The following is a 22,937-nucleotide window of genomic DNA, read 5'->3' as shown; positions in this document are numbered from 1 at the left end:
AGTGCGCCCCGCGTCCACCTTTTTTCTCGGAAAGTCATGATGCCAGACCATATTGATTTGATAAAGCTGATCTTCGGCCGCCTCACCTGGGAAGCGATTCCCTATCACGAGCCTATTTTGTTGGCGACTTTTATCGTCGTTGGCATCGGCGGCTTTTCCGTGCTGGCTGCGATGACTTATTTCCGTGTCTGGGGTACGTTGTGGCGCGACTGGATTACCAGTATTGATCACAAAAAAATCGGGATTATGTACATCGTCCTCGGCCTGATCATGATGCTGCGCGGCTTTGCCGACGCCATCATGATGCGTCTCCAGCAAGCGATGGCGTTTGGCGATTCGGCAGGTTTTTTGCCACCGCACCATTACGATCAAGTGTTTACCGCACACGGCGTGATCATGATTTTTTTCGTCGCCATGCCGCTGGTCACCGGATTTATGAACTACGTTGTACCGCTGCAAATCGGTGCGCGTGACGTTGCGTTTCCTTTTCTCAATAACTTCAGTTTCTGGATGACGACTTTTGGCGGTATGTTGATCATGGCGTCGCTGTTTGTGGGGGAATTTGCACGTACCGGTTGGCTCGCTTATCCACCGCTGTCGGGCATTATGGCCAGCCCCGATGTGGGGGTCGATTACTACATCTGGGCCTTGCAGATTGCCGGGGTCGGGACGCTACTCTCAGGCATTAACTTAATCGCCACCATCGTCAAAATGCGCGCACCCGGCATGAATATGATGAAAATGCCGATCTTCACCTGGACCGCTTTGTGCACCAACGTCTTGATCGTGGCAGCCTTTCCGGTGCTGGCCGCTGTGCTGGGTATGTTGGCGCTGGACCGGGTATTCGGGACCAATTTCTTTAGTACCGATTTGGGCGGCAACGCCATGATGTACGTCAACCTGATCTGGATCTGGGGTCATCCTGAGGTGTATATCTTGATTCTTCCAGCCTTCGGTATTTTCTCCGAAATTGTCGCTACTTTTTCCAGCAAGCGCTTGTTCGGCTATACCTCGATGGTGTATGCCACCGTGGTGATTACGATTCTGTCGTATCTGGTCTGGCTGCATCATTTCTTCACGATGGGTTCTGGTGCCAGCGTCAATTCGTTCTTCGGTATCACCACGATGATTATCTCGATCCCGACCGGGGCCAAGATATTTAACTGGTTGTTCACCATGTATCGGGGCCGGATTCGCTTTGAAGTGCCGATGCTGTGGACGATAGGCTTCATGATTACTTTCGTCATTGGCGGGATGACCGGCGTGTTGTTAGCCGTGCCGTCTGCCGACTTTGTGTTGCATAACAGTTTGTTTTTGATTGCCCACTTCCACAACGTGATTATTGGTGGCGTGCTGTTCGGTATGTTTGCCGGTATCAATTTCTGGTTTCCAAAAGCCTTCGGCTACAAGCTCGATAGTTTCTGGGGCAAGTGTTCATTCTGGTTCTGGACGATTGGTTTTTACGTCGCGTTCATGCCGCTCTACGTTTTGGGTTTGATGGGCGTCACACGCCGGATGAGCCATTTCGAAGATCCATCGCTGCAAATCTGGTTTGAGGTCGCCGCCGTCGGTGCGGTCCTGATCGCGCTCGGAATCGGCTCCTTCATCATCCAACTGATCGTCAGCTATCGCAATCGTGAAGCACTGCGCGATACCACTGGTGACCCTTGGGGTGGCCGTACTTTGGAATGGTCAACCTCGTCGCCACCGCCCGATTACAACTTTGCCTTTACGCCAAAAGTGTATGACAACGACGCCTGGGCCGATATGAAGAGTAATGGTTACGTGCGGCCGAAAACTGGCTTTACTGCCATCCACATGCCGAAGAACACCAGCGCCGGTTTCATCATTTCTGCGCTGACAGCGATCATGGGTTTTGCCTTGATCTGGCAGATGTGGTTAGTCGCGGGCATCTTCTTTGTCGCGATGCTGGCGGCCATCATTATTCACACCTTCAATTACAACCGCGATTACTTTATTGCGGCCGACGACGTCGTCCGTACCGAAACTGAGCGCACACGTTTGATGGAAAGCTATGTCTGAGATGATTACTTCCGCCGCCAATGCCGGCGCCGCTGCCACACTGAGCGCTGATCCGAGTTCACGTTATTACGTGACCGAACACCATCCCGAGAATGGCACGCTGCTTGGGTTCTGGCTCTATTTGATGAGCGATTGCCTGGTCTTCGCCTGCCTGTTTGCCACCTACGCGGTCATTGGCCGTAACTATGCCGGTGGCCCGACCGGGGCCGAGATATTCGATCTGCCCCTGGTCGCCGTCAACACCGGTTTGCTATTGCTGTCGTCGATAACTTACGGTTTCGCCATGCTGGAAATGCAGCGCGATCGTCAGCGCAGCACCTTGATCTGGCTGGCTGTCACCGGTCTGTTGGGCGCATGCTTTATCGGCTTTGAGCTCTACGAATTTGTGAGTCTGATTCATGAAGGCGCAGGTCCTCAACGCAGTGGTTTCCTGACCTCGTTCTTTGCGCTGGTGGGCACGCATGGCTTGCATGTGAGCTTCGGTATTATCTGGCTCGTCACGTTGATGTTTCAAACCAAACGGCACGGACTGACTCCTGAAAATCGTCGGCGCTTGATGTGTTTATCGATGTTCTGGCACTTTCTTGACGTGGTCTGGATTGGCGTCTTTACCTTTGTTTATCTGATGGGAGTCTTGCCATGAACGGCCATCACCAACATCCGGGCAGTGTCATTGCGCACGGCCATCATGATGAGCACGGCGGCGCCGATCACGGCTCGCTAAAAAGTTACACCACCGGCTTCTTGCTAGCGGTGATTCTGACGGCCATTCCGTTTTGGCTGGTATTGGGTAAAGTATTCGACAAGTCCAGCACCACGGCGTTAGTCGTGCTCGGTTTTGCGGCGGTGCAGATTGTGGTGCACATGGTGTATTTCCTGCACATGAACAGTAAATCCGAAGGCGGCTGGTCGTTGCTGGCGTTGCTCTTTACGATCATGCTGGTGGTGATCATGCTCAGTGGTTCGATCTGGGTGATGTATCACTTGAATCACAACATGATGCCGGGGATGATGCACGACGCGACCGAAGCGACGCCTGAATCGATGGAAGTCATGCCTAACCGGCACGAAATTCGTGAAATGCCTAAGGGGCACACGATGCCGATGAGTCACGATGGGCAGAATATGCACAATATGCCTGATATGAAATGACCCCTGCGCCGCGCTCCCGTTCAGTGCCGATGTTGCGCACCCTGATCGTCTGCGCGGCGCTGGTGTTTGCCGGTTTTGTAGCCCTTGGGACCTGGCAACTCAAACGCTTGCAATGGAAGCTCGATCTCATCGAGCAGGTAACGCAGCGTGTGCATGCGCCTGCCGTTGCCGCCCCAGGGCCAGAGCGTTGGCCCCAGATCAATGCCGAGGCCGACGCATACCGGCACGTGCGCGTGGTCGGTACATTTCTGTATAGCCTGACCACCAAAGTGCAAGCCGTCACTGAACTGGGCAACGGCTTCTGGCTGCTCACGCCATTGCGCGCTGCCGATGGCAGCGTGGTGCTGATCAACCGTGGCTTCGTTCCCGCCAAGCCGGGCGACTATCGGCCTCACGATGCTCCGACAACTGTTTCAAGTACTGACCCATCCACTATTTCTACCATCACCGGACTGCTGCGGATAAGCGAGCCGGGCGGTGCCTTTCTGCGGCACAATGACCCCACTGAAAATCGCTGGTACTCACGCGACATTGCCGCCATTGCTGCGGCACGCAATCTATCGTTGCCGCATGTGGCACCCTATTTTGTTGATGCCGACGCAGCACAACCGGGAATCGTCGAGGATGGCACGTCCGAGCATCCCGTCGGTGGCTTGACCGTGATCGCGTTTCACAACAGCCATTTGGTATATGCGCTGACCTGGTACGCGCTGGCCTTAATGCTAGCCTGGGCCTGTTATTGGGGCATACGTGAAGAACGCCGCGGCTTGCTTGCGTCCTGACTTGTAAATCCGAAGGAAAAATGGACGTTCTTGCACATGCAGACGGCGTAAAAGATGCCAAGCCGGTAGCGCCAGGCTTTGCTAACGCGGCCGGTCGCGAAAACATGCTGCACCTGATCCAACTGCGTTGGTTCGCTGTGATTGGGCAAATCACCACCATTGCCATCGTCATGCTCGGCTTCGATATTGCATTACCGCTGCCGCAGATGCTGGAGGTGCTGGCCTGCCTGATTGCTTTCAATGTCGCCAGCCAGTTGCGCTGGCACGAACGTCCTGTGGTTAAAAACAGCGAATTATTTTTTGCGCTCTTAGTCGATGTCGCGACCTTAACGGCGCAGTTGTATCTCAGCGGCGGCACCACCAATCCTTTTGCATTTCTGTATTTATTGCAGGTCATCCTTAGCGCCGTACTGCTTGAAGCATGGTCAACCTGGACTATTGTTGCCATCACCAGTATCTGCTTAGCGGGTCTATCTTTATTCTCCAGGCCATTGGCGCTGCCGTTCGATTATGGGCATGGTTTAGCGAGCCTGTACGTTGACGGCATGCTGATTTGCTTTGCGCTCAACGCCGCCTTGTTGGTGATTTTTATCAAACGCATCAGCCGCAATCTGCGCGCCGGTGACGCGCAACTGGCCGACCTGCGCCAACGTGCTGCCGAAGAGGATCACATTGTCCGCATGGGTCTGCTGGCCTCGGGCGCTGCGCATGAGCTGGGCACGCCGTTGTCCACGCTGTCGGTCATTCTGGGCGACTGGCGACGCATGCCGGAATTCACCAACAATCGCGAACTGCTGGAAGAACTCGGTGAAATGCAGGCCCAGTTGCAACGCTGCAAAACCATTGTCAGCGGCATTTTGCTCTCCGCCGGAGAAGCCCGGGGCGAGTCTTCGGTCAAGACCACCATCAATACTTTTTTGAATGACCTTGCCGAAGATTGGCGTTCGTCCCGACCGATAGTCGCCTTTGAATATGCGAACCGGATTGCGCGCGATATCCCGGTGGTCTTCGACTCCGCCCTCAAACAAATGATCTGTAACGTGCTCGACAATGCGCTGGAAGCATCGCCGCAATGGGTGCGGCTCGAAGTGATGGAAGAAGCAGGTGCGTTGATCTTGCAAGTCACCGACAGCGGCCCCGGTTTTGTGCCTGCGATGCTGGCCCACATCGGCAAGCCGTATCAGTCCAGCAAAGGGCGGTCTGGCAGTGGATTAGGATTGTTTTTTGTCGTCAATGTCGCGCGCAAACTAGGTGGCACGGTCACCGCCCGGAATCGTCAGCAGGGTGGTGCGCTGGTTCAACTTACTCTGCCATTGGCGGCGATCAGCCTTGAAAAAATCGAACATGAGGACGAGCATGCCGGTTGATACTTTGCCAGCTTTGCCAGCTTTGCCAGCCTTGCCAGCGTTACCAGAAGCGCAGCGGCGACTGCTGATCATCGAAGATGATGCGACTTTTGCGCGCACGCTCGGTCGTTCATTTGAGCGGCGCGGCTATACCGTATTGCTAGCAACCAACCTCGATGAGGCCGCGGCGCTGTTGCCGCAACATGCGCCCGGCTATGCGGTAGTGGATCTTAAATTGAATAGCAACACGACCGGCCTGGCCTGTGTGCAGATGCTGCATAATCATGATCCGACGATGTTGATCGTGGTACTGACCGGCTTTGCCAGCCTTTCCACAGCGGTCGAGGCCATCAAACTAGGGGCTTGCCAATACCTCGCCAAGCCCTCCAACACCGACGATATTGAAGCCGCCTTCGGTCACATTGCGGGAATTGCCGAGGTCGAACTCACCAACCGCGCAACATCCATCAAAACGTTGGAATGGGAACGCATACACGAAGTATTGGTGGAGACGGATTTCAATATTTCAGAAGCGGCGCGCCGCTTAGGGATGCACCGACGCACGCTGGCGAGGAAGCTTGAGAAGCAGCGCATCAAGTAATGATGACAGCGTCGACTTTAAAAATATCCTCACTCAAAAATCGCGTCAGCAATCCCGGTACCTCTTCAGCTAACACAGGCTTGCTATAAAAATATCCCTGCACAATTTCGCAAGATAGTGCTTTGAGCATATCCCGTTGCTCAGCAGTTTCCACGCCTTCAGCGATGACTTGCAAATGAAAACTGTTGGCCAGCGCAATGACGGTGCGAATGATTTCGGTGGAACTGCTTTGGACAAACGCTCGGTCAATTTTCAAGCAATCTACCGAGAAATGCATTAACGACGCCAGCGATGAGTGTCCGGCCCCAAAGTCGTCGATCAATATTTTGCTGCCTATTTCTCGTAGTCTGAGCAAAGTCGATTCTGCCGCTATCGGGTCTTCCATCACCAGACTTTCAGTGATCTCAACTTCCAGCATCGAAGGCGGAATATCGTACTTAGCCAGGATGGACACGATATCGTCGACTAAGTGGGCGCTTTTGAATTGGCGGGCCGAGACGTTGACAGCAACCGGTATCCAGCCCATCCCTGCTTGCTGCCAGCGTTGCATTTGATCGCAAGCCATTTCTAAAGCACGCTTGCCAAGTGGCAAAATCAGGCCGGTGGCTTCGGCAACCGGGATGAAATCGTCGGGCATGACTATCCCTTTGGTCGGATGCTCCCAGCGCATGAGCGCTTCGAATCCGACAATGCGCTCAGAGATTAGGTCGATTTTCGGCTGATAAGACAAGAAAAATTCATTGCGTGCGATGCCCTCCCGAATCGATTGCTCCAGCGCTAAACGATCTGCCATGTCATTACCCAGCTGTGCTGAGAAGAACCGAAAAGCGCCCTTTTCCTCGGTCTTGGCCTGATACATCGCAATGTCCGCATGCTGCAATAGTTCAGAGGTCGTGTTGCCATCCGACGGATGTCGACTGATGCCGATGGATGCGCCTATGCTTAAGCGGTGCTCATTGATCAAAAAGGGCGGCTCCAGTGCGCTCAGGATGCGCTTGCTTGCCAACACACCTGATTCGTCGCTGGTGAAATTGTGCAATATCACCGTGAACTCATCGCCGCCCAGACGAAACACGCTATCGGTGTGGCGGATCGCTGATTGCAGGCGCTCGGCGACGGCGCAGAGCAACTTATCGCCGGTTTCGTGCCCCAGGCTATCGTTGATATTTTTGAAGTTATCCAAATCGATAAACAGCACGCCGACGCCGATATTATTTTTTTGCGAATGCACGATCTGGTTATGGAGTCGTCGCAGAAAAAGTAGGCGATTAGGCAACTGCGTGAGGGGGTCATGCCCGGCTAAGTGTTCCATTTTGTCTTGATGGGTTTTTAGCTTGAAAGCTAATAGCCCGGTGACGATCAAAAAGACGATGATCAGCATCGAGGCCACGCCTGCCCAGCGATAATGCGTCTTTGCGGCAAGATTGACTTCGCGTAGTACGTCTTCTAATGAAATACCCACGCTGACCACTAACGGATACTCATCGAGTTGACGATAGGCAGACACGCGCGGGATATCGTCAATCGCGCTGACCACCACTGGCGCATCTGTACTGTGGGCGGTGGCATAGAGCGCCAGCGTGTCGGCAAAATCGACGACGATATTTTTTTTGGCGGCGTCCCCGATACGAATGGCGCGATAGACGCCATCGGTGCCTAATAAACTCACCATGCCTTGCGTACCGAAATCCGCTTTATTGTAAAAATCGGTAAAAGTGGAGGGCTCGGCCGAGAGCACGATGACACCGGCAAACGTGCCGTCGGGATGATTCAGGCGCCGACTCATTTGCAGAGTTTCTGTGCTCGATACTCTGCCGATAACGGGTTTGCTGATGAACATTTTTTGAGAATCGGCGGCGATGTGAACCTTAAAATGTTCGCGATCGCGCAAGTTGATTTTCTCAAACGGACCTGGGCGCGTTGTGGCGATGAGATCGCCTTTTTCGTTCGTGAGGGAGGCCAGAATGAGCAGATCCGACGACAGCAAGCCGCGTTCGACGAAGTCTGGTAAGTCAATGATCCCGTTTTTGCTTTCATACTGAAATTTTATAAACTTAACGACCTCGTCATCGTGATGGAGCGTGCGTAATGTGGATTGCTCGTAGCCGCGCACGAGGTTATCCATATCACTGCTGGCGTTGCGGATGGCGCTAACGCATTCATTCTCGGTATAAAAATATATCCCGACCCACAGCCCGATGAGCAACAATACATTGAAGGCAACGAGAAGAATTAAAAGGGATTCGTGACCACGAAGGAAGAGGGTGGTTTTAGTCCGAGGTACCATTTGACTAGATCAGCGCGGCCGAAGATTATATTGACTGAATAGTACCAAGGAATTTCTTAGTATTGTTACATTTGAAACGACGATTTCAACGTCGTTTACCTATGGACGGATGACGAAATTTAATGTCAAATTTTGGAGTGACAGAAAAATAATTACAATTTTTAATTATTTTTCTGTGCAATTTTTTGATGTATTCCTCTCAAGCGATGGTGTTGTATCCGCCTCTGAGAACCTGGCAGACTAAGCTCCGACAGGCCCTCATCTATTCAAACCAGTGCAGCCAATCGGGTCAATGCAAGACCCGCCATATCCTGATCGGTGTTGCCCACAAATGCGGCCCGGCTGGGGTGAGTATTGCGCAGCCATTTCGTTGCCGCCATCCGGATATCGTCCGCCGTACATCCCAGAACATTGAGACGATATTGCGAACGCATCGCTTCCGTAATCCCGATTTGTTTGCGCGCCCAGCTATTGGTGGCTTCGGCGTACGGAGAGCGCGGTTGATCGAGGGTCTGGATGACGCTGATGATCGCCTCTTCGACACTTTCCTGCGTCAACTCAGCGTCCAGCACCCACGCAATGGCCTGCTCGAAATCGGCATACGTCGCCGCCAGACGCGGATCGCGAAATGAGGTCATCTTGAACAGACCGGTAGCAATCGCGTGCGAGGCTTGCGCGCCATACGCACCGCCTTCTTCGCGCACCGATCGATGTAAGACTTCATTGGTCATTAATTCGGCTAACACAGAGACAAACGCGGCATCCGGTTCGGCAATCGTCGGTCCCGGCCATACGGCGAAACAATGATTGACCTGCGCTGAGGCGTGCAGGGCCGTGTTGGCCGGGGACGCCGGGGCTGTGGGGGCTGGTTCAGTGCTCACCCCGAGGGTTCTTGCTGGTGCGCTGAAAGCCTGTCCCAATGCAGTGCCGAGCAGGGACGCTGTATCCGGTTCGCCCGACACAATGACGGTGACCGGGCTGCTGATAATGGTGTGGTGCAGCGTTTTGAGGCGCTCGGCGATCGCTCCGATACCAGCTTCATCCTCAAGCTGCTCCTGCAGATAGCGATAGAAGGGCAGGCCGCTGGCACCAAACACCGCCTCTTCAAATCGGCTTGCAACAGACCACGGTGCCGCTGCTGCAAGTGCGGCATAACGGCTACCGTCCTCGGCCAGATCGTCTTTGACATCGCACACCATGCTGTCAATCAGAAACGCCAGTCGGTCCAGCTCGTCAAAACGCACGTCCGTAATCGTGCCCTGCAATGCTTCCTTGATCTGATTCTGTTCTTCTTGCAATCCCTTGGCGGAAAACTCGACCGAAATCTGCAAAGGCCGACTGGCGTCGAGCGCTTGATGCACGTCCAGGCTGACTTCAAAATCAGGGACTAAATCCTGACGCCATGCGCTGGCGTCTTCGTAATTTTTATGCGCCACGCCCAAGTCCGGGATCACGCTGGCATACAGATTGAGCCAACACCATGCATCGGGCGATAAGTCCGACACGTTAAACAGCAGCGATGCGTAACTCACGCCGTTGGAGGCGATCGGCAAGATGACCGCGCCGTGCTTGGGTGCCGGGATCAGCAGGCCCGGTTTGGTGGCCGCTGCAACATCAGCAGGGCGGATGCGTGGCAGGATGTCTTTGTTAGCCGCTTGCCGCTGGCGCTGCAACAACTCCGCCGATTCGGCAACGATGCGTGCCCGGTCGGCTGCGCTTAAGTTGCTGTCGATCTGCGCCAGACGGGCGGTTTCTTGCGCGATACGGTCAGCGTTATAGCTGGCATCGGCAAATACGGTGGACTCCAGCCGCGTAGGTGAATCCAGCAATGCCTGCACCAATCCTTTAAAGAACGCAGGGTCTTGGATTTCGGCATCAAATTGCTGCAAGACCGGTTCCATATCAAAGGCGGCAATAATATCGCCGCCATTCATTTCAAACGGCAACGCATTGAGCAACAGATGCAAGCCGTACGGCAAGCCACCGCCTCTGATCTCGCGCTGATGAAAACGCAGATCGCGCAAACTGGCTTGCAGCGTGGCGTGCGGCACGCCTTCAATGGCGGTTTTTTCCAGCGCATTCCAGATACGTGCGCGGGCCTTGCTGACTTCGGACTTTTTCAAGCCTTCCATGCCGGTATGAAAGCTCATTTGGCGCGAACCGGTTTCAGCATGATTCAACGCAGACGGGCGGCCAAAACCGGCAGACTCCAGCGCGCGTGACAACGGTGCTGATGCATCGCCCAATAAACCGGCTTCGAGCAATTTGGCTTTGATATGGCCGACCGGGTCCGATGACTCGCCCAACAGCCAGCTCATTTGAAAACCGTATTTGTTGTCGTTGCCTTCCTGGGCCGGGATGACGATGGTGGTATTTTTTGGCGCATCCCAAGGGCTTGCCAGTTGCGGCAGCATGCGTGCAGAGCCGCCCGGTAGTTTGGTCAACACACGTTCTGTGATGATGGCCTGCACCGCAGCGATATCCACATTGCCCGCCGTCATGAAAACCGCTTGCGAAGGGTGATAGTGCTTAGCGTGGAATTCTTTCAAGGCCGCGTGCGTCAGATCGGGAATCGCCAAAGGGTCGCCGCCGGATTCCACGCTATACGTGGTGTTGTTAAACAGTTGCTGACTAATGCCCTGATCAAGCGCCCGAATCGGGTCCGAAAACGCGCCCTTCATTTCATTTAATACCACCCCTTGATAGGTCAGCTTGCCGTCCTCCAGAACCAGCCGCCAGCCTTCTTGCAAGAAGTCGTAATAATCCAGCGTAGGGAAAAAAGCCGCATCGAGGTACACATCGAGCAAATTGAAAAAGTCGGTCTTGTCGGTGGTCGCAAACGGATACACCGTTTTATCGGGATAAGTCAGTGCATTCATCCACCCCAACGAGCGCCGTGTCATTGAAAAAAACGGATCGCGCACCGGAAAGTGCGCTGAACCGCACAGTGACAAGTGTTCCAAAATATGCGCACGCCCGTCGCTGACGTCTGGAATCGTGGGAAACGCCACCAGAAATACCATTTCCTGACTATCGGTGCGCAGATGGATATGACGCGTGCCGAATGCCGCATCTTCGTATTCTTCGACAACTGCGCGGATTGCTGGGACGGGATGGAGGCGGGTCTGTTTAAAAGCCATTTATAGAATTGTTTGAAGAGTTTGATGATCGATTTTCAATAGTGCCTGAAAAACGTGGGGAAGGGTTTTCATGGTCTGGTTAACTCAGGGTAATCGCAGAAAGCGTACTTCTCGCTTCTTATAGGACGCTCACGCACAGGCTTTAGTTGCGCTAATTCGTCATTAGTCCAAGGCTGGTTGTCAGGGTCTGATAAAGCGGCTGCAGTGATTGCTGCGTCTTCTTCGACTGTGGGATAAATAATTGTATGCTTGTTTGTCATGGTCTTTCACCACTCCCAAATTCGCCTTTCTCAGGCGGATGATGCTGATGTGGCGACCTTCAGGTCGGCTACTCAAATACGATGCCACCAGCATTGCGCATGGCGTTTGCCAGTTTGTTATCAAATGTCGCCAGTACCGAGCCAGTACGCAATGCCAGGTCGAGATAAGTCGCATCGTAAGCAGTTAATCCATGCTCACGTGCAAGCGCCATCACCTGATCGCGCCGCATTTCAGGTGAAGTGTCGCTAATCGAAATGGGGAGTCGATCCAGACGCGCTAAATAATCGATCACCTGCGCTTCTGTTGCCACTTTACGGCGCTCACCGACCAGAAGTGCATTCGTGATTTCGATGTGCCAAAGTGATGGCACCACCGTTCCCGTCTCTGCTATTGCTTGTATAGCCCGGTCAGCGCATTCGGCCTCTTCCGGTTTTGTGCGTTCAAAGATCCATGCGAGTGCCATTGAGGCATCAACGACGATGCTCATCGACGGCCCTCCTTGATCCAATCACTAATGTCCTCACTCGGAATGCCACGTATCTTTTTAAAGGCCAGCATGGACGCGATAGCGGCTTGAGTGCTCTGTGCGGTTGTTGTGCTTGGCACCAGATTGGCAACCGCTTCACCCCGGACAGTGATGGTGTAGGAATGCCCCGCCCGTACTGAGCGTAGCAATTCAGATAATTTGGCTTTTGCATCAAAAGCACCGATTTCCTGGAAGGTAAGAGTTTCCATTGATATCTCCAATCAACCTAGTTTATTGAACTAGGTCAGTATATAGAGATATTAAGACTCACGCAAATTCGCCGTCTTCCAGGTCCGCCCCCGTTTATCCACCAACAACACATCGACCCGCTCCAGTTGCGCCGCCAATCGGATTGCTTTCTCCGAGCCAAGCACAAACAGCGCCGTTGACAATCCATCGGCCAGCAAGCCGGTCGGAGCAACAACGGTGACGCTCGCCAATTCCAGAGGCGAGTCGCCGGTGGATGGATCAAAAATATGATGGTGAACAAAGTCCGGCGAAAAGGTCGTCTCATAATCGCCCGAAGTCGCCACGCTGCGGCCATCCATTTGCAGCGCCGTGGTGAACGCATCGGTGTGGCGGGGGTCTTGCACGCCAACGATCCAGCGCCGATCCGGGGTTTTGGTTCCGGTGGAGATAAATTCGCCGGTATCGAGTAGCGCGTCTTGAATCCCTCTTGCCCGCACCGCTGCCAGCGCCAGATCGACTGCGTAGCCTTGGGCTACGCCATTCAAGGTAATGGCCATGCCGGTTGTGCGTAATCGGATTTGCTGTGCATCAACTGACAAGTCTTGCCAATTCACGAGGGTATTCGCATGCGCGACCTCGGCAGGGGAGGGTAGCTTATTGCTGAGCGCCGCCGTGCTGAACAATTGCCACAACGGTTGCACGGTGATGTCGAAGGCGCCGTTGGTGAGTGCAGAAAGACGCTGGGATTCTTTCAGGACCACCAGTAAATGCGGATCGGGATTGCTTAATCGGCCATCTCGATTCAACTGAAAAACCTGACTCTTTTCGCTATAGATACTCATGAGCGTATCGATTTTTTTTGCCGCATGGATTGCATCTTCAATCGCCAGCTCGGCCTGGCGCTGATCGTGATGCAATACCTGAAGGGCGATGGTGGTCCCGAACGCCAGATCGGCACCGGAATACAGTCGCAAGCCGGACGGTAATATAGCGCTACGCGTAACCGTGCTTGGTTGCAGGAATTGCCTGCCAATCACGCCAACCAGCGTGGCACCAATCGCGGCTGAAATAAATGTGCGTCTTCGCATTACGACTCCACTAACGGTTGAATAGAGACCGGCACAATAGCAATCGTTCGGGCGCGTTTTTTCTCCATGATCAGCGGCGCGCATTTGTCGTCGCTGGCGTAAATGACGACGCAATCCATGCACTGAAAACATTCTTCATAGACGATTTTTCCATCGGGTTTGATCGCCTGATAATCACAGCGATGCCGACAGGTTTGACAGGGCGTGCCGCACGCTTTGCGGCGCGGTATCCAGTTCAATAGTCGAACGCGTCCCAGCACCGCCAGCCCGGCCCCAAACGGGCAAAGAAAGCGACAAAAAGCTTTGTAGACAAACACATTGGCAAGCAAGAGCGCCAGCGCATACGCCACATACGGCCACGAGCGGATAAAGTTGAGGGTGATAGCGGTTTTGAAAGGTTCAACCTCGATCAATTTGTCAGTCAATGCGGTTGAAAACACGGCGCTCACCAGTATCGCAAAGAGCACAACATATTTGATCCGTTTGAGTTTTGCGTCGGTATTCGATTTGATGGTGAGCTGCGGAATTTTCAGAAACTGCGCCAGCTTGCCGATACCTTCCTGCAACGCGCCGAACGGGCAGAGCCAGCCGCAAAATGTTCCGCGTCCCCATACAAATAAAGACACCGCGACAATGGCCCACAGCACGACAGTCATCGGGTCATACATAAAAAACGCCAGACTACGCCTGCCGATTACGGCTTGCAAAAATCCGGTGATATTGACGATCGATAATTGCCCTTGCGCATACCAGCCGATAAAAAATAGCGTGAACGTCAGAAAGCCGCGCCGGAACCAGACGAAGGCAGCGCCGTTTGCGGTGAGCCGTTTTTGCAAGGTCAAGGCAAGCGCAAGAACGGCCAGCGCGGTGATTAGCAAAGCAATCTCCGGCCAGCGTTTGATCCAGCTGCTTTCCCAGGATTTGGCGTCGCTTTCTGCCGCGGTATAAAACCGCGACGGCAAGGTAAAGCTGAATGGGAAATTTTCGCTAAACCGCTCAGGATAAACATACCCTTTGGAGCGCGTGACGGTGAGTGAAAAATCGAGCGGCTGCGCAGGGTCTAATCCAGCCTGGCTAATGACGCGGAACACTTTCACCGAGTCCATGTTGATGAACGTACTGTTTGCAGCAAACACAAGGTCCAGATTGAGATCGCGCATTTCAATGGGCAACTTGTCTTGCTGCAACTGAAAACGATCAGGAATCGTGCCGCTGACAAACGCATCGCTGACCACGCTATAGTGGCCTTTGGACATCACCAGAATGGCGTGGTCGTCAGCATCCAGACGATTTTCCAACTTGCTCCAGCTAGCTGCATTCAACAGATTGCGACCGATGCCGGGGACTGAAACATAGGCCAGCCAGAGATCGATAAACATGGCTTTGGGATCGCTTAGCGTTTCTGGATCAAGACCTGCGCCAGCGGTTTTTTTAAACGCGTTTTCTACGTCGCTATTGCGTAAAACTACGTGTTTGATTAACCCTGCGTCGATCAATTGCGCCACGCTTTTTGTCGCAAATAGATCGGTCTTTATGCGTGCAATTAAATCGGGATCGCGGCCTTCGGCAAAGCCCAATTTTTTACGCGCCACTTTCAATGCCGCCGCCAGCACCGTCTGATTCATGATCCGCACCGAGGCTGTGGCTTTGGTGACGCCATCGAGATAGACATTCACACCATGGGTTTTGTTGGTGTTATTTTTTTGGGTCTCTATCTTGATGTTCTGGAATAAAGACAGGCCTTTATATTGGCTGACAAATTGAAACATCGGCGCTTCGCCTAAGCCGTCCAGAAACACCGGTTCGTGATGCGCGATGACGCTGACGTCGAGAAAATTGCCTTTGGGGTCAAGCGCGATAAGCAGATTGATCGGCAAACCGGAAAAGCCCGACACCGGGGCCAGATCGATGGATTCAAAAACATATCCCACCAACTCGTTAGCTGTGGCGTTCTGTTTGAACATCGGCCACACCGGTATCGCGCTGTCTTTTTCACCAATGATGAACGGCGCGGGGAAGCGCTTCACCAGTGCATCGTGCGTCATCACACCAGCCGATGCAGGGGTCTGGCAGGACGCAATGGCGATGATGAAAATGATGAAGCAATGTAACCAGAAGCGCATCGGGGGCCTTAACGATGAGTGGAAACGAGGAGGACATTGTTGAGTCGATTCCAATTGCTTTGCAATAAATGTGCCATCGCTGAGGAAAGTGGTGAGAGGGTGTTTTGTCACGCATGACGGACCGATCAAATTATGAACAAGTTGCTGCGATGTGATTCAAATTTATACATACGGTGAAGAGAAAATGCTGCCAGCGCTGTACGATTAAATGCTTGTTTCGGGGATGGCAGATGGCGGATAAATGGCGATCTTTCATATCAATTTTCATAGGGCGCAGGGCGACTATTTCACAGAAAAAAATTATTTCCGGGACAAAAATCTTTTGCCAATGGCATGCCTTTTGCCAAGTCACAGATACTGCGGGACTCAAACCCGCAGCAATTGAAAAATACAATAATGAATGGAGATTCTGTGAAAAAAATAGTCAAGGGTAAAACGTCGGCACTAGCGGTACTGATGGCGTTTGGGGCAATCGCCGGTACTGCGCAGGCACAGTCGTCGGTCACCATTTATGGCGTGGTCGATGCAGGACTCGTGTATGTCAACAATCAAAAGACGCCTTCCGGCGGTACGGGCAGCGTCACTGCATTAAACACTGGCGGCGTGACACCGAGTATTTTTGGATTTAAAGGTGCGGAAGATTTGGGCGGCGGTCTGAAAGCGAATTTCAATCTTGAAGGCCATTTCTTTGCCAGTACCGGTCAAGGCGGTCAATGGGGTGGCCTGTTCGGACGTCAATCGAATATTGGTCTGTCCAATAGCTACGGAACGATTACTCTGGGTAAACAATATTCGCCTGCCGTGCTGGCCTTTGCTGCGACCGATCCGCGCGGGTTGAAAGAAACCTTTTCGGGCCTGATTTCATGGGCGTTGACGCAAAGTCCGTTGAATGTCGGCACCGCCACTGCACCAGCGAATTCAAATACGCCGATTGATGTTTTCGTCGCCAATGCTTTGGCGCTGAGCACCAAAATTGCAGACGTTAATCTGAACGGTTCATATAGCTTCGGCGAAGTCGCTGGCAGCAACGCCGCCAACCGTGTCATCGCGTTGGGTGCGGTCTATACCGGCCCGGTCACGCTATCGGCGGCCTACCAGTCTGATAACGGTCAGAAGGCCGCATTGGTGGGTGGAACCGGCACGCAAACCAGAAAATACAGCGTAGGTGCGGCTTACGCGTTTGGCGATGCCACACTGACGGTCAACTACCTCAACAATAAAAACAGCGATCCATCTTCCGGCGTTGAGCTAGCGCAGTATCGGGTGTATGGGGCGGGTTTGAATTATCGGACCTCGGTTGCCAATACGGCCACGCTGGCTTACTACTATTCCAATAACAAAGACGGTACCAGCGATACCTCCAGAACATTGATTCTGAGCGATGACTACGCCTTGTCGAAGCGCACCACGCTTTACGGCTTGCTCGCCGGTGTGAAGGCTGGCAACGGTTATACGACTGGCGCGGCGTTTGGTGTCGCCAATAACAATGTCTACCTGGCGAGCGGCGGCAAAACAACCACTGCTGTTGAAGTGGGTATCAAGCATACGTTCTAGTTGTTTGACGGTCCTTGCCCAACGCCAGCCTTCTTCTCTTGATCTGTTCAGTTCTGAGACAGTTGCTAAGTTTTAGCGCAGTTCAGCAGGGAACATATATTGGCTTTGGTGCAGCAACCGACAGAGTTATGGGTCTTGGCGACAGATGGCATGCACCTTGCCTATAGAGCTGTGACGAATAGGCTGAAAAGAAAATATTCGATTAAAACATTCGATTAATACGTTCAATTAAAACAGTGGAGGAAGACATGCATAAGAAACTCACAGGAGTGCTGTTCGGCGCGATGCTCAGCAGCGCGTTTGCGGCCCCGGTCCCGAACGTCACCGATGCCATGATTGCCAACGACGCCAAAGCGCCAGGCACAGTGCTGACGTGGGGAATGGGCACGGAAGGGCAGCGCTATTCCACGCTCACGCAGATCAATACCAAGACGGTCAGCAAGCTCACGCCAGCCTGGTCTTTTTCGTTCGGCGGAGAAAAGCAGCGCGGACAAGAATCGCAGCCGTTGATCTATAACGGCAAGATGTTTGTGACCGGTTCGTACTCGCGCATTTATGCCATCGATATGAAGACCGGCGCGAAAATATGGAAGTATGAACACCGGCTGCCAGACGGCATCATGCCTTGCTGCGATGTGGTCAATCGCGGTGCGGCCTTGTATGAAAATCTGGTAATTTTCGGCACGCTCGACGCGCAATTGGTCGCCCTGGATCAGGATACCGGCAAGATCGTCTGGAAAGAAAAAGTCGCCGATTATGCCGCCGGTTATTCGATGTCTGCGGCACCCTTGATTGCCAAAGGTTTGTTGCTGACTGGCGTGTCCGGCGGTGAATTTGGCGTGGTTGGACGCGTCGATGCGCGCAATCCGCGTACCGGTCAGTTGATCTGGTCGCGTCCAATGATCGAAGGCCACATGGGCTATAAATACGACAAAGACGGTAAGGCAGTGGAAAACGGGATTACCGGCACGACCAATGCCTCCTGGCCGGGCGATTTGTGGAAAACCGGCGGGGGCGCTACCTGGTTGGGTGGAACATACGATCCATCGACCGGTCTGGCGTATTTCGGTACCGGCAATCCATCGCCGTGGAACAGTCATTTGCGCCCTGGCGATAACCTCTATTCATCCTCTACCGTCGCGCTCGATCTGGACGCCGGCAAGATTAAATGGAGCTATCAGACTACCCCGCATGATGGTTGGGATTATGACGGCGTCAATGAGTTTGTGACCTTTGATATGGATGGCAAGCGCTACGGCGGAAAAGCCGATCGTAACGGTTTCTTTTATGTCATTGATGCGAATAACGGCAAATTGCAAAATGCCTTTCCGTTCGTTAAAAAGATTACCTGGGCGTCGGGAATTGATCTGAAAACCGGCCGTCCGGAATACCTTGAAGCGGGACGTCCTGGCGATCCGACCAAGGGTGAAGAAGGTAAAAAAGGCTCGACCTCATTTGTCGCACCGGCCTTCCTCGGCGGTAAAAATCAAATGCCAATGGCGTATAGCCCGCAGACTAAACTGTTCTATGTACCCGCCAACGAATGGGGTATGGATATCTGGAACGAGCCGGTCAGCTACAAAAAAGGCAGCGCGTATCTGGGTGCCGGTTTTACTATCCGTCCGATCAATGACGACTACATCGGTGCGATGCGTGCCATCGATCCGAAGACAGGAAAAATCGTCTGGGAAATCAAAAACAACGCGCCGCTATGGGGTGGTGTGATGACGACGGCTGGCGGCTTGGTGTTCTATGGCACACCGGAAGGCTTTCTTAAAGCAGTGGATGCCAAAACGGGTAAAGAACTCTGGAAATTCCAGACCGGCTCTGGTGTCGTAGCACCCCCTGTGACATGGAAAGATGGCGATACGCAGTATGTTGCTGTGGTCTCTGGTTGGGGTGGCGCGGTGCCATTGTGGGGCGGTGAAGTTGCCAAGAAAATCAATACGATCGAGCAAGGCGGATCGGTGTGGGTTTTCAAATTAAGCAGCGCTTCATAAACATGACAATATTTCCTCTTCAGATTGAAGAGGAAATATCTCATTACGCGGATGGCTAAAATATTTTCTCCTCCTCGGGCGATTTGGCTGACAACAATGGTTGTCAGCTTTTTTTTATGGTGCGCGCGTGGCGTATTTTTAAACCCGACGGAGGAACGAATTTTTGAGCAGTTTGTGATATTCGGCGCTATTTTGTGGGTCGATAAATTCTCTGATTAGGGCTAATCTGACAGCCACTAATTATTTTAATATGGGAGTTTTTCATGAAGACCACGTCATTCTCAGCCCCTGCCACATCGACCACCTACACATCGCTTGAGCCCGTCTCTCAGACCCAGTCTTCATCTGCGCAATCCCAATCGCAATCACTGTTGATCAAGCGCGGCCTGTGTTCCGTGGAGGTGGTCAAATCGGGGCTGAGTTCTGCTAGTCGCGTGAGCGCGCGCTTGTCAGGAGATGGCAATAAAGAGCGTGCAAATACGGCAGACGATGCGGCGCAAAAAAAAGCACAGTCTATGTATTTCATACAAAATTTAATCTCAAGAAAGCGCGTATGGGCCGACTATTTGAAGCCCGGTGCGACGTCAAGTAAGGTCACCATTGAGGCGATACCGGACTCATCTGAAACTCCATTGCCTGCCTGCGAACTCCCGGCCGGATTTACTGAACCATCGACCGATCTGCTGAAATACCTGACACCATGGTTGCGTAGTCAGGTCGTCGAGCAAGGTGCACTCCGATCACCGCAACGCATACATCCCGCCGGATCAATTTCAGACGATGCTGCTGTGGACGAGCAACAAGCAGAAGAGGGGCCACCTGTAAAAAAGTGTGCCGTTCCTCCAGAACAGACTTAATCGGATTGATGAGTGCTTTATTTCCAGAGCAAATGGATGCAGCCGTAAGGCAGTAACTCCAGTAAGCATCCATCTTGAGCAGCGCGCAGTTCTTGCGCCTGATAACCATCTTCATCCAACACCATCATCGTTGCCAATCCAGTCGGTATCTGTCCATCGATATGACATGACTGCAAGCTAGCGCTCAGATTCGCCACCCACATCGACGTTCGTCCCTGCCGGTCGATCCCGGCAATGGCCAGTATCTTCTCAGGATGCGTGCTGCGGCATGTCATCAATGCCGCCTGGGCCAGTTGCGCCAGACCGGCGATGACGTGGAATTGCGGAGTGCGCTCCGACTGATCTAGCACGCCGCGCGGCCCGACCAGTCCGCCCAGCGTCAATACCGCCAATCCTGCGCTGGCAACCTGCGCCGCATAACCGACTAACCATGCCGCCCCAAACAAACCTTGTTGGCGTGGATCGCTGCTGGCCATCGGTATGCGCAACTGATCTGGATTTGGCATGGTCCGGCTGCCGTAGGGATTTTGTCGCATACCCAGAGTCACCGGGCCGATCCAGTAGGCTTGGTCAGCGCCGATCATGGCGCGGCAGGAGCGCGTTATATGCGGCAGTGTTTCCAGCGTTTGCATCACGCTCAGATCGTCAGCAGCGTGCACGATGGGATTGGTGGCGTGGGTCACCCAGTCCAGTTGTTCAAACGGCGCACGCTTGCGATTGAGCTCGGTAAAGTAACTCAACATGCCGCCACCCAGAGGCAGGTCGGGAAAGGCGACACGCGCTGCCTGATAAATTTCTTCAAAGCCCGGACAAGGCGGCCACGGGCTGCCCGGCGGGACCGATTGTCGGTCCACCGAAGGGCAGATCACGACGCCCTGCGGTTGAAATCCTGCCGCCTTGAGTTGCGCGGCGATGGCCGTTAATTCAACGGCGGGCGTATCGACGCAGGGTAGTGCGCATTCCAGTATGTATTGCCCGGGATACTGCGCTGCGATAGCCGCAAAGCCGGTCAGCACCTCGATCCCATGACCGCAGCCGGGATCGAAGTGACACAGCAGAACGTGGACCCCGAGCGCCTGCAGCGCGGCGATATTGTCCAGGGTCGAGGCGATCTCTTCCGGTGCAATCGCCAGACCGATTTTGGGCGCAAGCAAGGGCGCAGGGCCGGGTTGGGTGAGCGTGATGACGGTGGGCTGTACTAATGGCAGCGGTATGTCCGATGATGCGCTATGGTCCTCAATGGTAAGCAAGACCGATTGTGTACCGGTTTCGCCTTGCGCAATCAGGTAAGGCCACGGGCGTGCCAGCGGGCGCACATAGGTCTTGAACGATGCATCGGACCAGTTGCGCTGATCTTCCATTTCAAACACGTCGCCTAAAAGCGCACAGCGCGCTTGCACACCGGCTGCGACCTGATGCGTGATGACGGAGATATCTTTGAACGGCTGCCAGGGGGCAATCAATTCCGGGAATACCGCGTCTTCATGACTCCCATCGGTATGCGTGATCACCACCGCTTGACCCGCCACGCCTGCGATGGGATGGAGCACGCAAAACCCGGTGCGAGCGGTCACAAAATCGGTGGCTGCGGTGTAGCTGGCTTCGAACTGCAAACGGCCCGATGCAGTACCGATGATGTGCACCGTGTAATGCAGCAGCTGCCCTTGAGGATCGCTGCAACTGGCGTCAAAGGCGATGCGAAATTCAGTGTTTTTATGCAAGATGTGCAGATTGCGCAACGCTGGCGTATAGGTTCCCCAATCCTTGTCGCGCACGACAAAATGGATGGCGCGTAATACTTCAATTCCGGCATAGCGGATGTTGCGTAAGCCGCCATCGATAAAATCAACCGACAGCAAACCGGCGCAGAGCCGCTGGCCCGGATCGGATGCAAGCGCGGTACCGTAGTAGCGTAGATTTTGTGCGGTAGTCATCCTTACTCCCCAATAAGTCCTATTTAATCCGCGATGGCAACGCTTAATTGCTGATGCGCGGCAGAGTGATACGCCGCCTCCACCATCGCCAGTGTTTGCAGATTGTCGCGTCCTGAGGTGGCTGGCGCTTGGTTGTTGCGCAAGCAGTCCAGCCAATGCTGCTGAATATTAGAGACACTGCCCTGAATGTTGTGCCACGGTCGCTCAGCCCACGGCAACAGCGGCGGCTGGCAATCGATGGTCTGCGTGCCGAGCGCGTTGTGTATTTGCAAGCGATAACCGGAGAGCAGGCGCAAGCTGCCTTCGCTGCCGTCGATTTCCACCAACACTTGCGGGAACGGATCTTCGGCCAGCAGGGTGGCGTAACTGCAATCGACGATGCTGGTGACACCGTTGCGGTGGGTCGATAACATCGTCGCCACATCTTCGCCCACGATGTTCGGATTGACGCGTCGGGTGGTCGCACTCAGTTGCGCCACATCGCCAAACAGACAACGTGCGATGTCGAGCAAATGTATCCCCAGGTCTTGAATGATGAAACGCGCATCGGTGGCCAGATAGGGTTGGCCGCGATAGACGTCATAGGCTGAGCGAAACGATATCCGGCCCCAGAATGGCTGTCCGATCGCACCCTGTTCCAGCGCTGCACGCAAGGCCAGAATCGGGGTTTGCCAGCGAAAGTTTTCATGCACCATCAGCGCTACGCCAGCAGCGGCGCAATACTCGGTCATGGCGCGTGCGTCTGCCAGATTTTCTGCAAACGGTTTTTGGCAGATCACATTGACGCCCGCTTTGGCCGCCATTTCGACCAGAATCCGGTGACTGCCGACGGTGGTGGCGATATCGACAAAATCGAGTTGTTCCTGCGCTAGCATGGTGGCGGCGTCGGTGTAGAGTCGGGTGATGCCAAACAGTTTGCCGCTGCTGTGCAAGCGCTCGGTATCGGCGTCGCACAACGCCACGATCTCAACACCGTCCAGATCGCGCCATGCATGCAGATGGTTCTGGGCAAAGAAGCCGCAGCCGATCAGTGCGCCTTTGAATATGCGCATGA

At 53.7% G+C, this 22,937-nt stretch carries 17 protein-coding genes; 9 read left to right on the top strand and 8 right to left on the bottom strand.

What is annotated here, in order from left to right; genetic code table 11:
• Positions 1 to 39: 39 nt before the first annotated feature.
• Genes cyoB through ACVBEF_RS03570 form a run of 6 tightly spaced genes read left to right on the top strand, consistent with a single transcriptional unit; the run spans position 40 to position 5,924 of the window.
• The gene (gene cyoB / locus ACVBEF_RS03595) at positions 40 to 2,043 is read left to right on the top strand and encodes a cytochrome o ubiquinol oxidase subunit I (protein WP_447122573.1); all 2,004 of its coding nucleotides are present in this window, start codon (positions 40 to 42) and stop codon (positions 2,041 to 2,043) included.
• Entirely contained in the window at positions 2,036 to 2,686 is a 651-nt protein-coding gene (gene cyoC / locus ACVBEF_RS03590) for a cytochrome o ubiquinol oxidase subunit III (protein WP_447122572.1), read from the top strand. Before cyoB ends, cyoC begins: the two co-directional genes overlap by 8 nt.
• Positions 2,683 to 3,195 carry a cytochrome o ubiquinol oxidase subunit IV gene (gene cyoD / locus ACVBEF_RS03585; RefSeq protein ID WP_447122571.1) on the top strand — a complete coding sequence of 171 codons (513 nt, stop codon included), beginning with the start codon at positions 2,683 to 2,685 and terminating at the stop codon, positions 3,193 to 3,195. Before cyoC ends, cyoD begins: the two co-directional genes overlap by 4 nt.
• Complete coding sequence (locus ACVBEF_RS03580) at positions 3,192 to 3,977, top strand: SURF1 family protein (protein ID WP_447122570.1); 786 nt, start codon at positions 3,192 to 3,194, stop codon at positions 3,975 to 3,977. The genes cyoD and ACVBEF_RS03580 overlap by 4 nt, the downstream gene beginning before the upstream one ends.
• A gap of 20 nt (positions 3,978 to 3,997) precedes the next feature.
• Complete coding sequence (locus ACVBEF_RS03575; protein ID WP_447122569.1) at positions 3,998 to 5,344, top strand: ATP-binding protein; 1,347 nt, start codon at positions 3,998 to 4,000, stop codon at positions 5,342 to 5,344.
• Positions 5,334 to 5,924 (top strand): response regulator transcription factor, encoded by a 591-nt coding sequence (locus ACVBEF_RS03570; protein ID WP_447122568.1) that lies wholly within the window; start codon positions 5,334 to 5,336, stop codon positions 5,922 to 5,924. The genes ACVBEF_RS03575 and ACVBEF_RS03570 overlap by 11 nt, the downstream gene beginning before the upstream one ends.
• Here the strand turns inward: ACVBEF_RS03570 and ACVBEF_RS03565 are convergent.
• From ACVBEF_RS03565 to ACVBEF_RS03540, 6 genes are all read right to left on the bottom strand, one after another.
• Positions 5,917 to 8,049: a bifunctional diguanylate cyclase/phosphodiesterase gene (locus ACVBEF_RS03565; protein ID WP_447122567.1), complete on the bottom strand. Its 2,133-nt coding sequence runs from the start codon at positions 8,047 to 8,049 to the stop codon at positions 5,917 to 5,919. The genes ACVBEF_RS03570 and ACVBEF_RS03565 overlap by 8 nt on opposite strands.
• Positions 8,050 to 8,477: 428 nt before the next feature.
• Complete coding sequence (locus tag ACVBEF_RS03560) at positions 8,478 to 11,351, bottom strand: insulinase family protein (protein WP_447122566.1); 2,874 nt, start codon at positions 11,349 to 11,351, stop codon at positions 8,478 to 8,480.
• Positions 11,352 to 11,679: 328 nt separating this feature from the next.
• A complete protein-coding gene (locus ACVBEF_RS03555) occupies positions 11,680 to 12,099 on the bottom strand; it encodes a type II toxin-antitoxin system VapC family toxin (RefSeq protein WP_447122565.1) in 420 nt (139 codons plus the stop codon).
• Positions 12,096 to 12,347 (bottom strand): type II toxin-antitoxin system Phd/YefM family antitoxin, encoded by a 252-nt coding sequence (locus tag ACVBEF_RS03550; protein WP_447122564.1) that lies wholly within the window; start codon positions 12,345 to 12,347, stop codon positions 12,096 to 12,098. Before ACVBEF_RS03550 ends, ACVBEF_RS03555 begins: the two co-directional genes overlap by 4 nt.
• 51 nt (positions 12,348 to 12,398) lie before the next feature.
• The gene (locus ACVBEF_RS03545) at positions 12,399 to 13,415 is read right to left on the bottom strand and encodes an FAD:protein FMN transferase (protein WP_447122563.1); all 1,017 of its coding nucleotides are present in this window, start codon (positions 13,413 to 13,415) and stop codon (positions 12,399 to 12,401) included.
• Complete coding sequence (locus ACVBEF_RS03540) at positions 13,415 to 15,538, bottom strand: 4Fe-4S binding protein (RefSeq protein ID WP_447122562.1); 2,124 nt, start codon at positions 15,536 to 15,538, stop codon at positions 13,415 to 13,417. The genes ACVBEF_RS03545 and ACVBEF_RS03540 overlap by 1 nt, the downstream gene beginning before the upstream one ends.
• A 411-nt stretch (positions 15,539 to 15,949) precedes the next feature.
• Here ACVBEF_RS03540 and ACVBEF_RS03535 point away from each other — a divergent pair, with 411 nt between their 5' ends.
• The 3 genes from ACVBEF_RS03535 (at position 15,950) to ACVBEF_RS03525 (ending at position 19,949) form a co-directional block, all read left to right on the top strand.
• Positions 15,950 to 17,092, top strand: coding sequence for a porin (locus ACVBEF_RS03535; RefSeq protein WP_447122561.1), 1,143 nt, complete (start codon positions 15,950 to 15,952; stop codon positions 17,090 to 17,092).
• A 284-nt stretch (positions 17,093 to 17,376) separates the two neighbouring features.
• Positions 17,377 to 19,092 (top strand): PQQ-dependent methanol/ethanol family dehydrogenase, encoded by a 1,716-nt coding sequence (locus ACVBEF_RS03530; RefSeq protein WP_447122589.1) that lies wholly within the window; start codon positions 17,377 to 17,379, stop codon positions 19,090 to 19,092.
• Between the two features lie 263 nt (positions 19,093 to 19,355).
• On the top strand, positions 19,356 to 19,949 hold the full coding sequence (locus ACVBEF_RS03525) for a hypothetical protein (RefSeq protein ID WP_447122560.1): 594 nt from the start codon (positions 19,356 to 19,358) through the stop codon (positions 19,947 to 19,949).
• A gap of 17 nt (positions 19,950 to 19,966) precedes the next feature.
• Here ACVBEF_RS03525 and apnL read toward each other — a convergent pair whose 3' ends face one another.
• Both apnL and ACVBEF_RS03515 read right to left on the bottom strand, forming a co-directional pair.
• Positions 19,967 to 21,883, bottom strand: a complete 1,917-nt coding sequence (gene apnL, locus ACVBEF_RS03520) for a D-apionate lactonase (RefSeq protein ID WP_447122559.1) — start codon at positions 21,881 to 21,883, stop codon at positions 19,967 to 19,969.
• Positions 21,884 to 21,906: 23 nt separating this feature from the next.
• Positions 21,907 to 22,935, bottom strand: coding sequence for a Gfo/Idh/MocA family protein (locus tag ACVBEF_RS03515; protein WP_447122558.1), 1,029 nt, complete (start codon positions 22,933 to 22,935; stop codon positions 21,907 to 21,909).
• Positions 22,936 to 22,937 lie beyond the last annotated feature (2 nt).

Source organism: Glaciimonas sp. GG7 (genome assembly GCF_052976905.1).
This window is presented reverse-complemented; position numbering and strand designations above follow the sequence as displayed.

Excerpts from the sequence above, each read along its gene's own strand:
- ACVBEF_RS03530 (WP_447122589.1), top strand. The coding sequence starts at position 17,377 with ATGCTCAGCAGCGCGTTTGCGGCCCCGGTCCCGAACGTCACCGATGCC.
- ACVBEF_RS03575 (WP_447122569.1), top strand. The coding sequence starts at position 3,998 with ATGGACGTTCTTGCACATGCAGACGGCGTAAAAGATGCCAAGCCGGTA.
- ACVBEF_RS03545 (WP_447122563.1), bottom strand. The coding sequence starts at position 13,415 with ATGCGAAGACGCACATTTATTTCAGCCGCGATTGGTGCCACGCTGGTT.
- ACVBEF_RS03525 (WP_447122560.1), top strand. The coding sequence starts at position 19,356 with ATGAAGACCACGTCATTCTCAGCCCCTGCCACATCGACCACCTACACA.
- cyoC (WP_447122572.1), top strand. The coding sequence starts at position 2,036 with ATGTCTGAGATGATTACTTCCGCCGCCAATGCCGGCGCCGCTGCCACA.
- ACVBEF_RS03560 (WP_447122566.1), bottom strand. The coding sequence starts at position 11,351 with ATGGCTTTTAAACAGACCCGCCTCCATCCCGTCCCAGCAATCCGCGCA.
- ACVBEF_RS03555 (WP_447122565.1), bottom strand. The coding sequence starts at position 12,099 with ATGAGCATCGTCGTTGATGCCTCAATGGCACTCGCATGGATCTTTGAA.
- ACVBEF_RS03580 (WP_447122570.1), top strand. The coding sequence starts at position 3,192 with ATGACCCCTGCGCCGCGCTCCCGTTCAGTGCCGATGTTGCGCACCCTG.
- ACVBEF_RS03570 (WP_447122568.1), top strand. The coding sequence starts at position 5,334 with ATGCCGGTTGATACTTTGCCAGCTTTGCCAGCTTTGCCAGCCTTGCCA.
- ACVBEF_RS03515 (WP_447122558.1), bottom strand. The coding sequence starts at position 22,935 with ATGCGCATATTCAAAGGCGCACTGATCGGCTGCGGCTTCTTTGCCCAG.
- cyoB (WP_447122573.1), top strand. The coding sequence starts at position 40 with ATGCCAGACCATATTGATTTGATAAAGCTGATCTTCGGCCGCCTCACC.
- ACVBEF_RS03565 (WP_447122567.1), bottom strand. The coding sequence starts at position 8,049 with ATGGATAACCTCGTGCGCGGCTACGAGCAATCCACATTACGCACGCTC.
- cyoD (WP_447122571.1), top strand. The coding sequence starts at position 2,683 with ATGAACGGCCATCACCAACATCCGGGCAGTGTCATTGCGCACGGCCAT.
- apnL (WP_447122559.1), bottom strand. The coding sequence starts at position 21,883 with ATGACTACCGCACAAAATCTACGCTACTACGGTACCGCGCTTGCATCC.
- ACVBEF_RS03550 (WP_447122564.1), bottom strand. The coding sequence starts at position 12,347 with ATGGAAACTCTTACCTTCCAGGAAATCGGTGCTTTTGATGCAAAAGCC.
- ACVBEF_RS03540 (WP_447122562.1), bottom strand. The coding sequence starts at position 15,538 with ATGCGCTTCTGGTTACATTGCTTCATCATTTTCATCATCGCCATTGCG.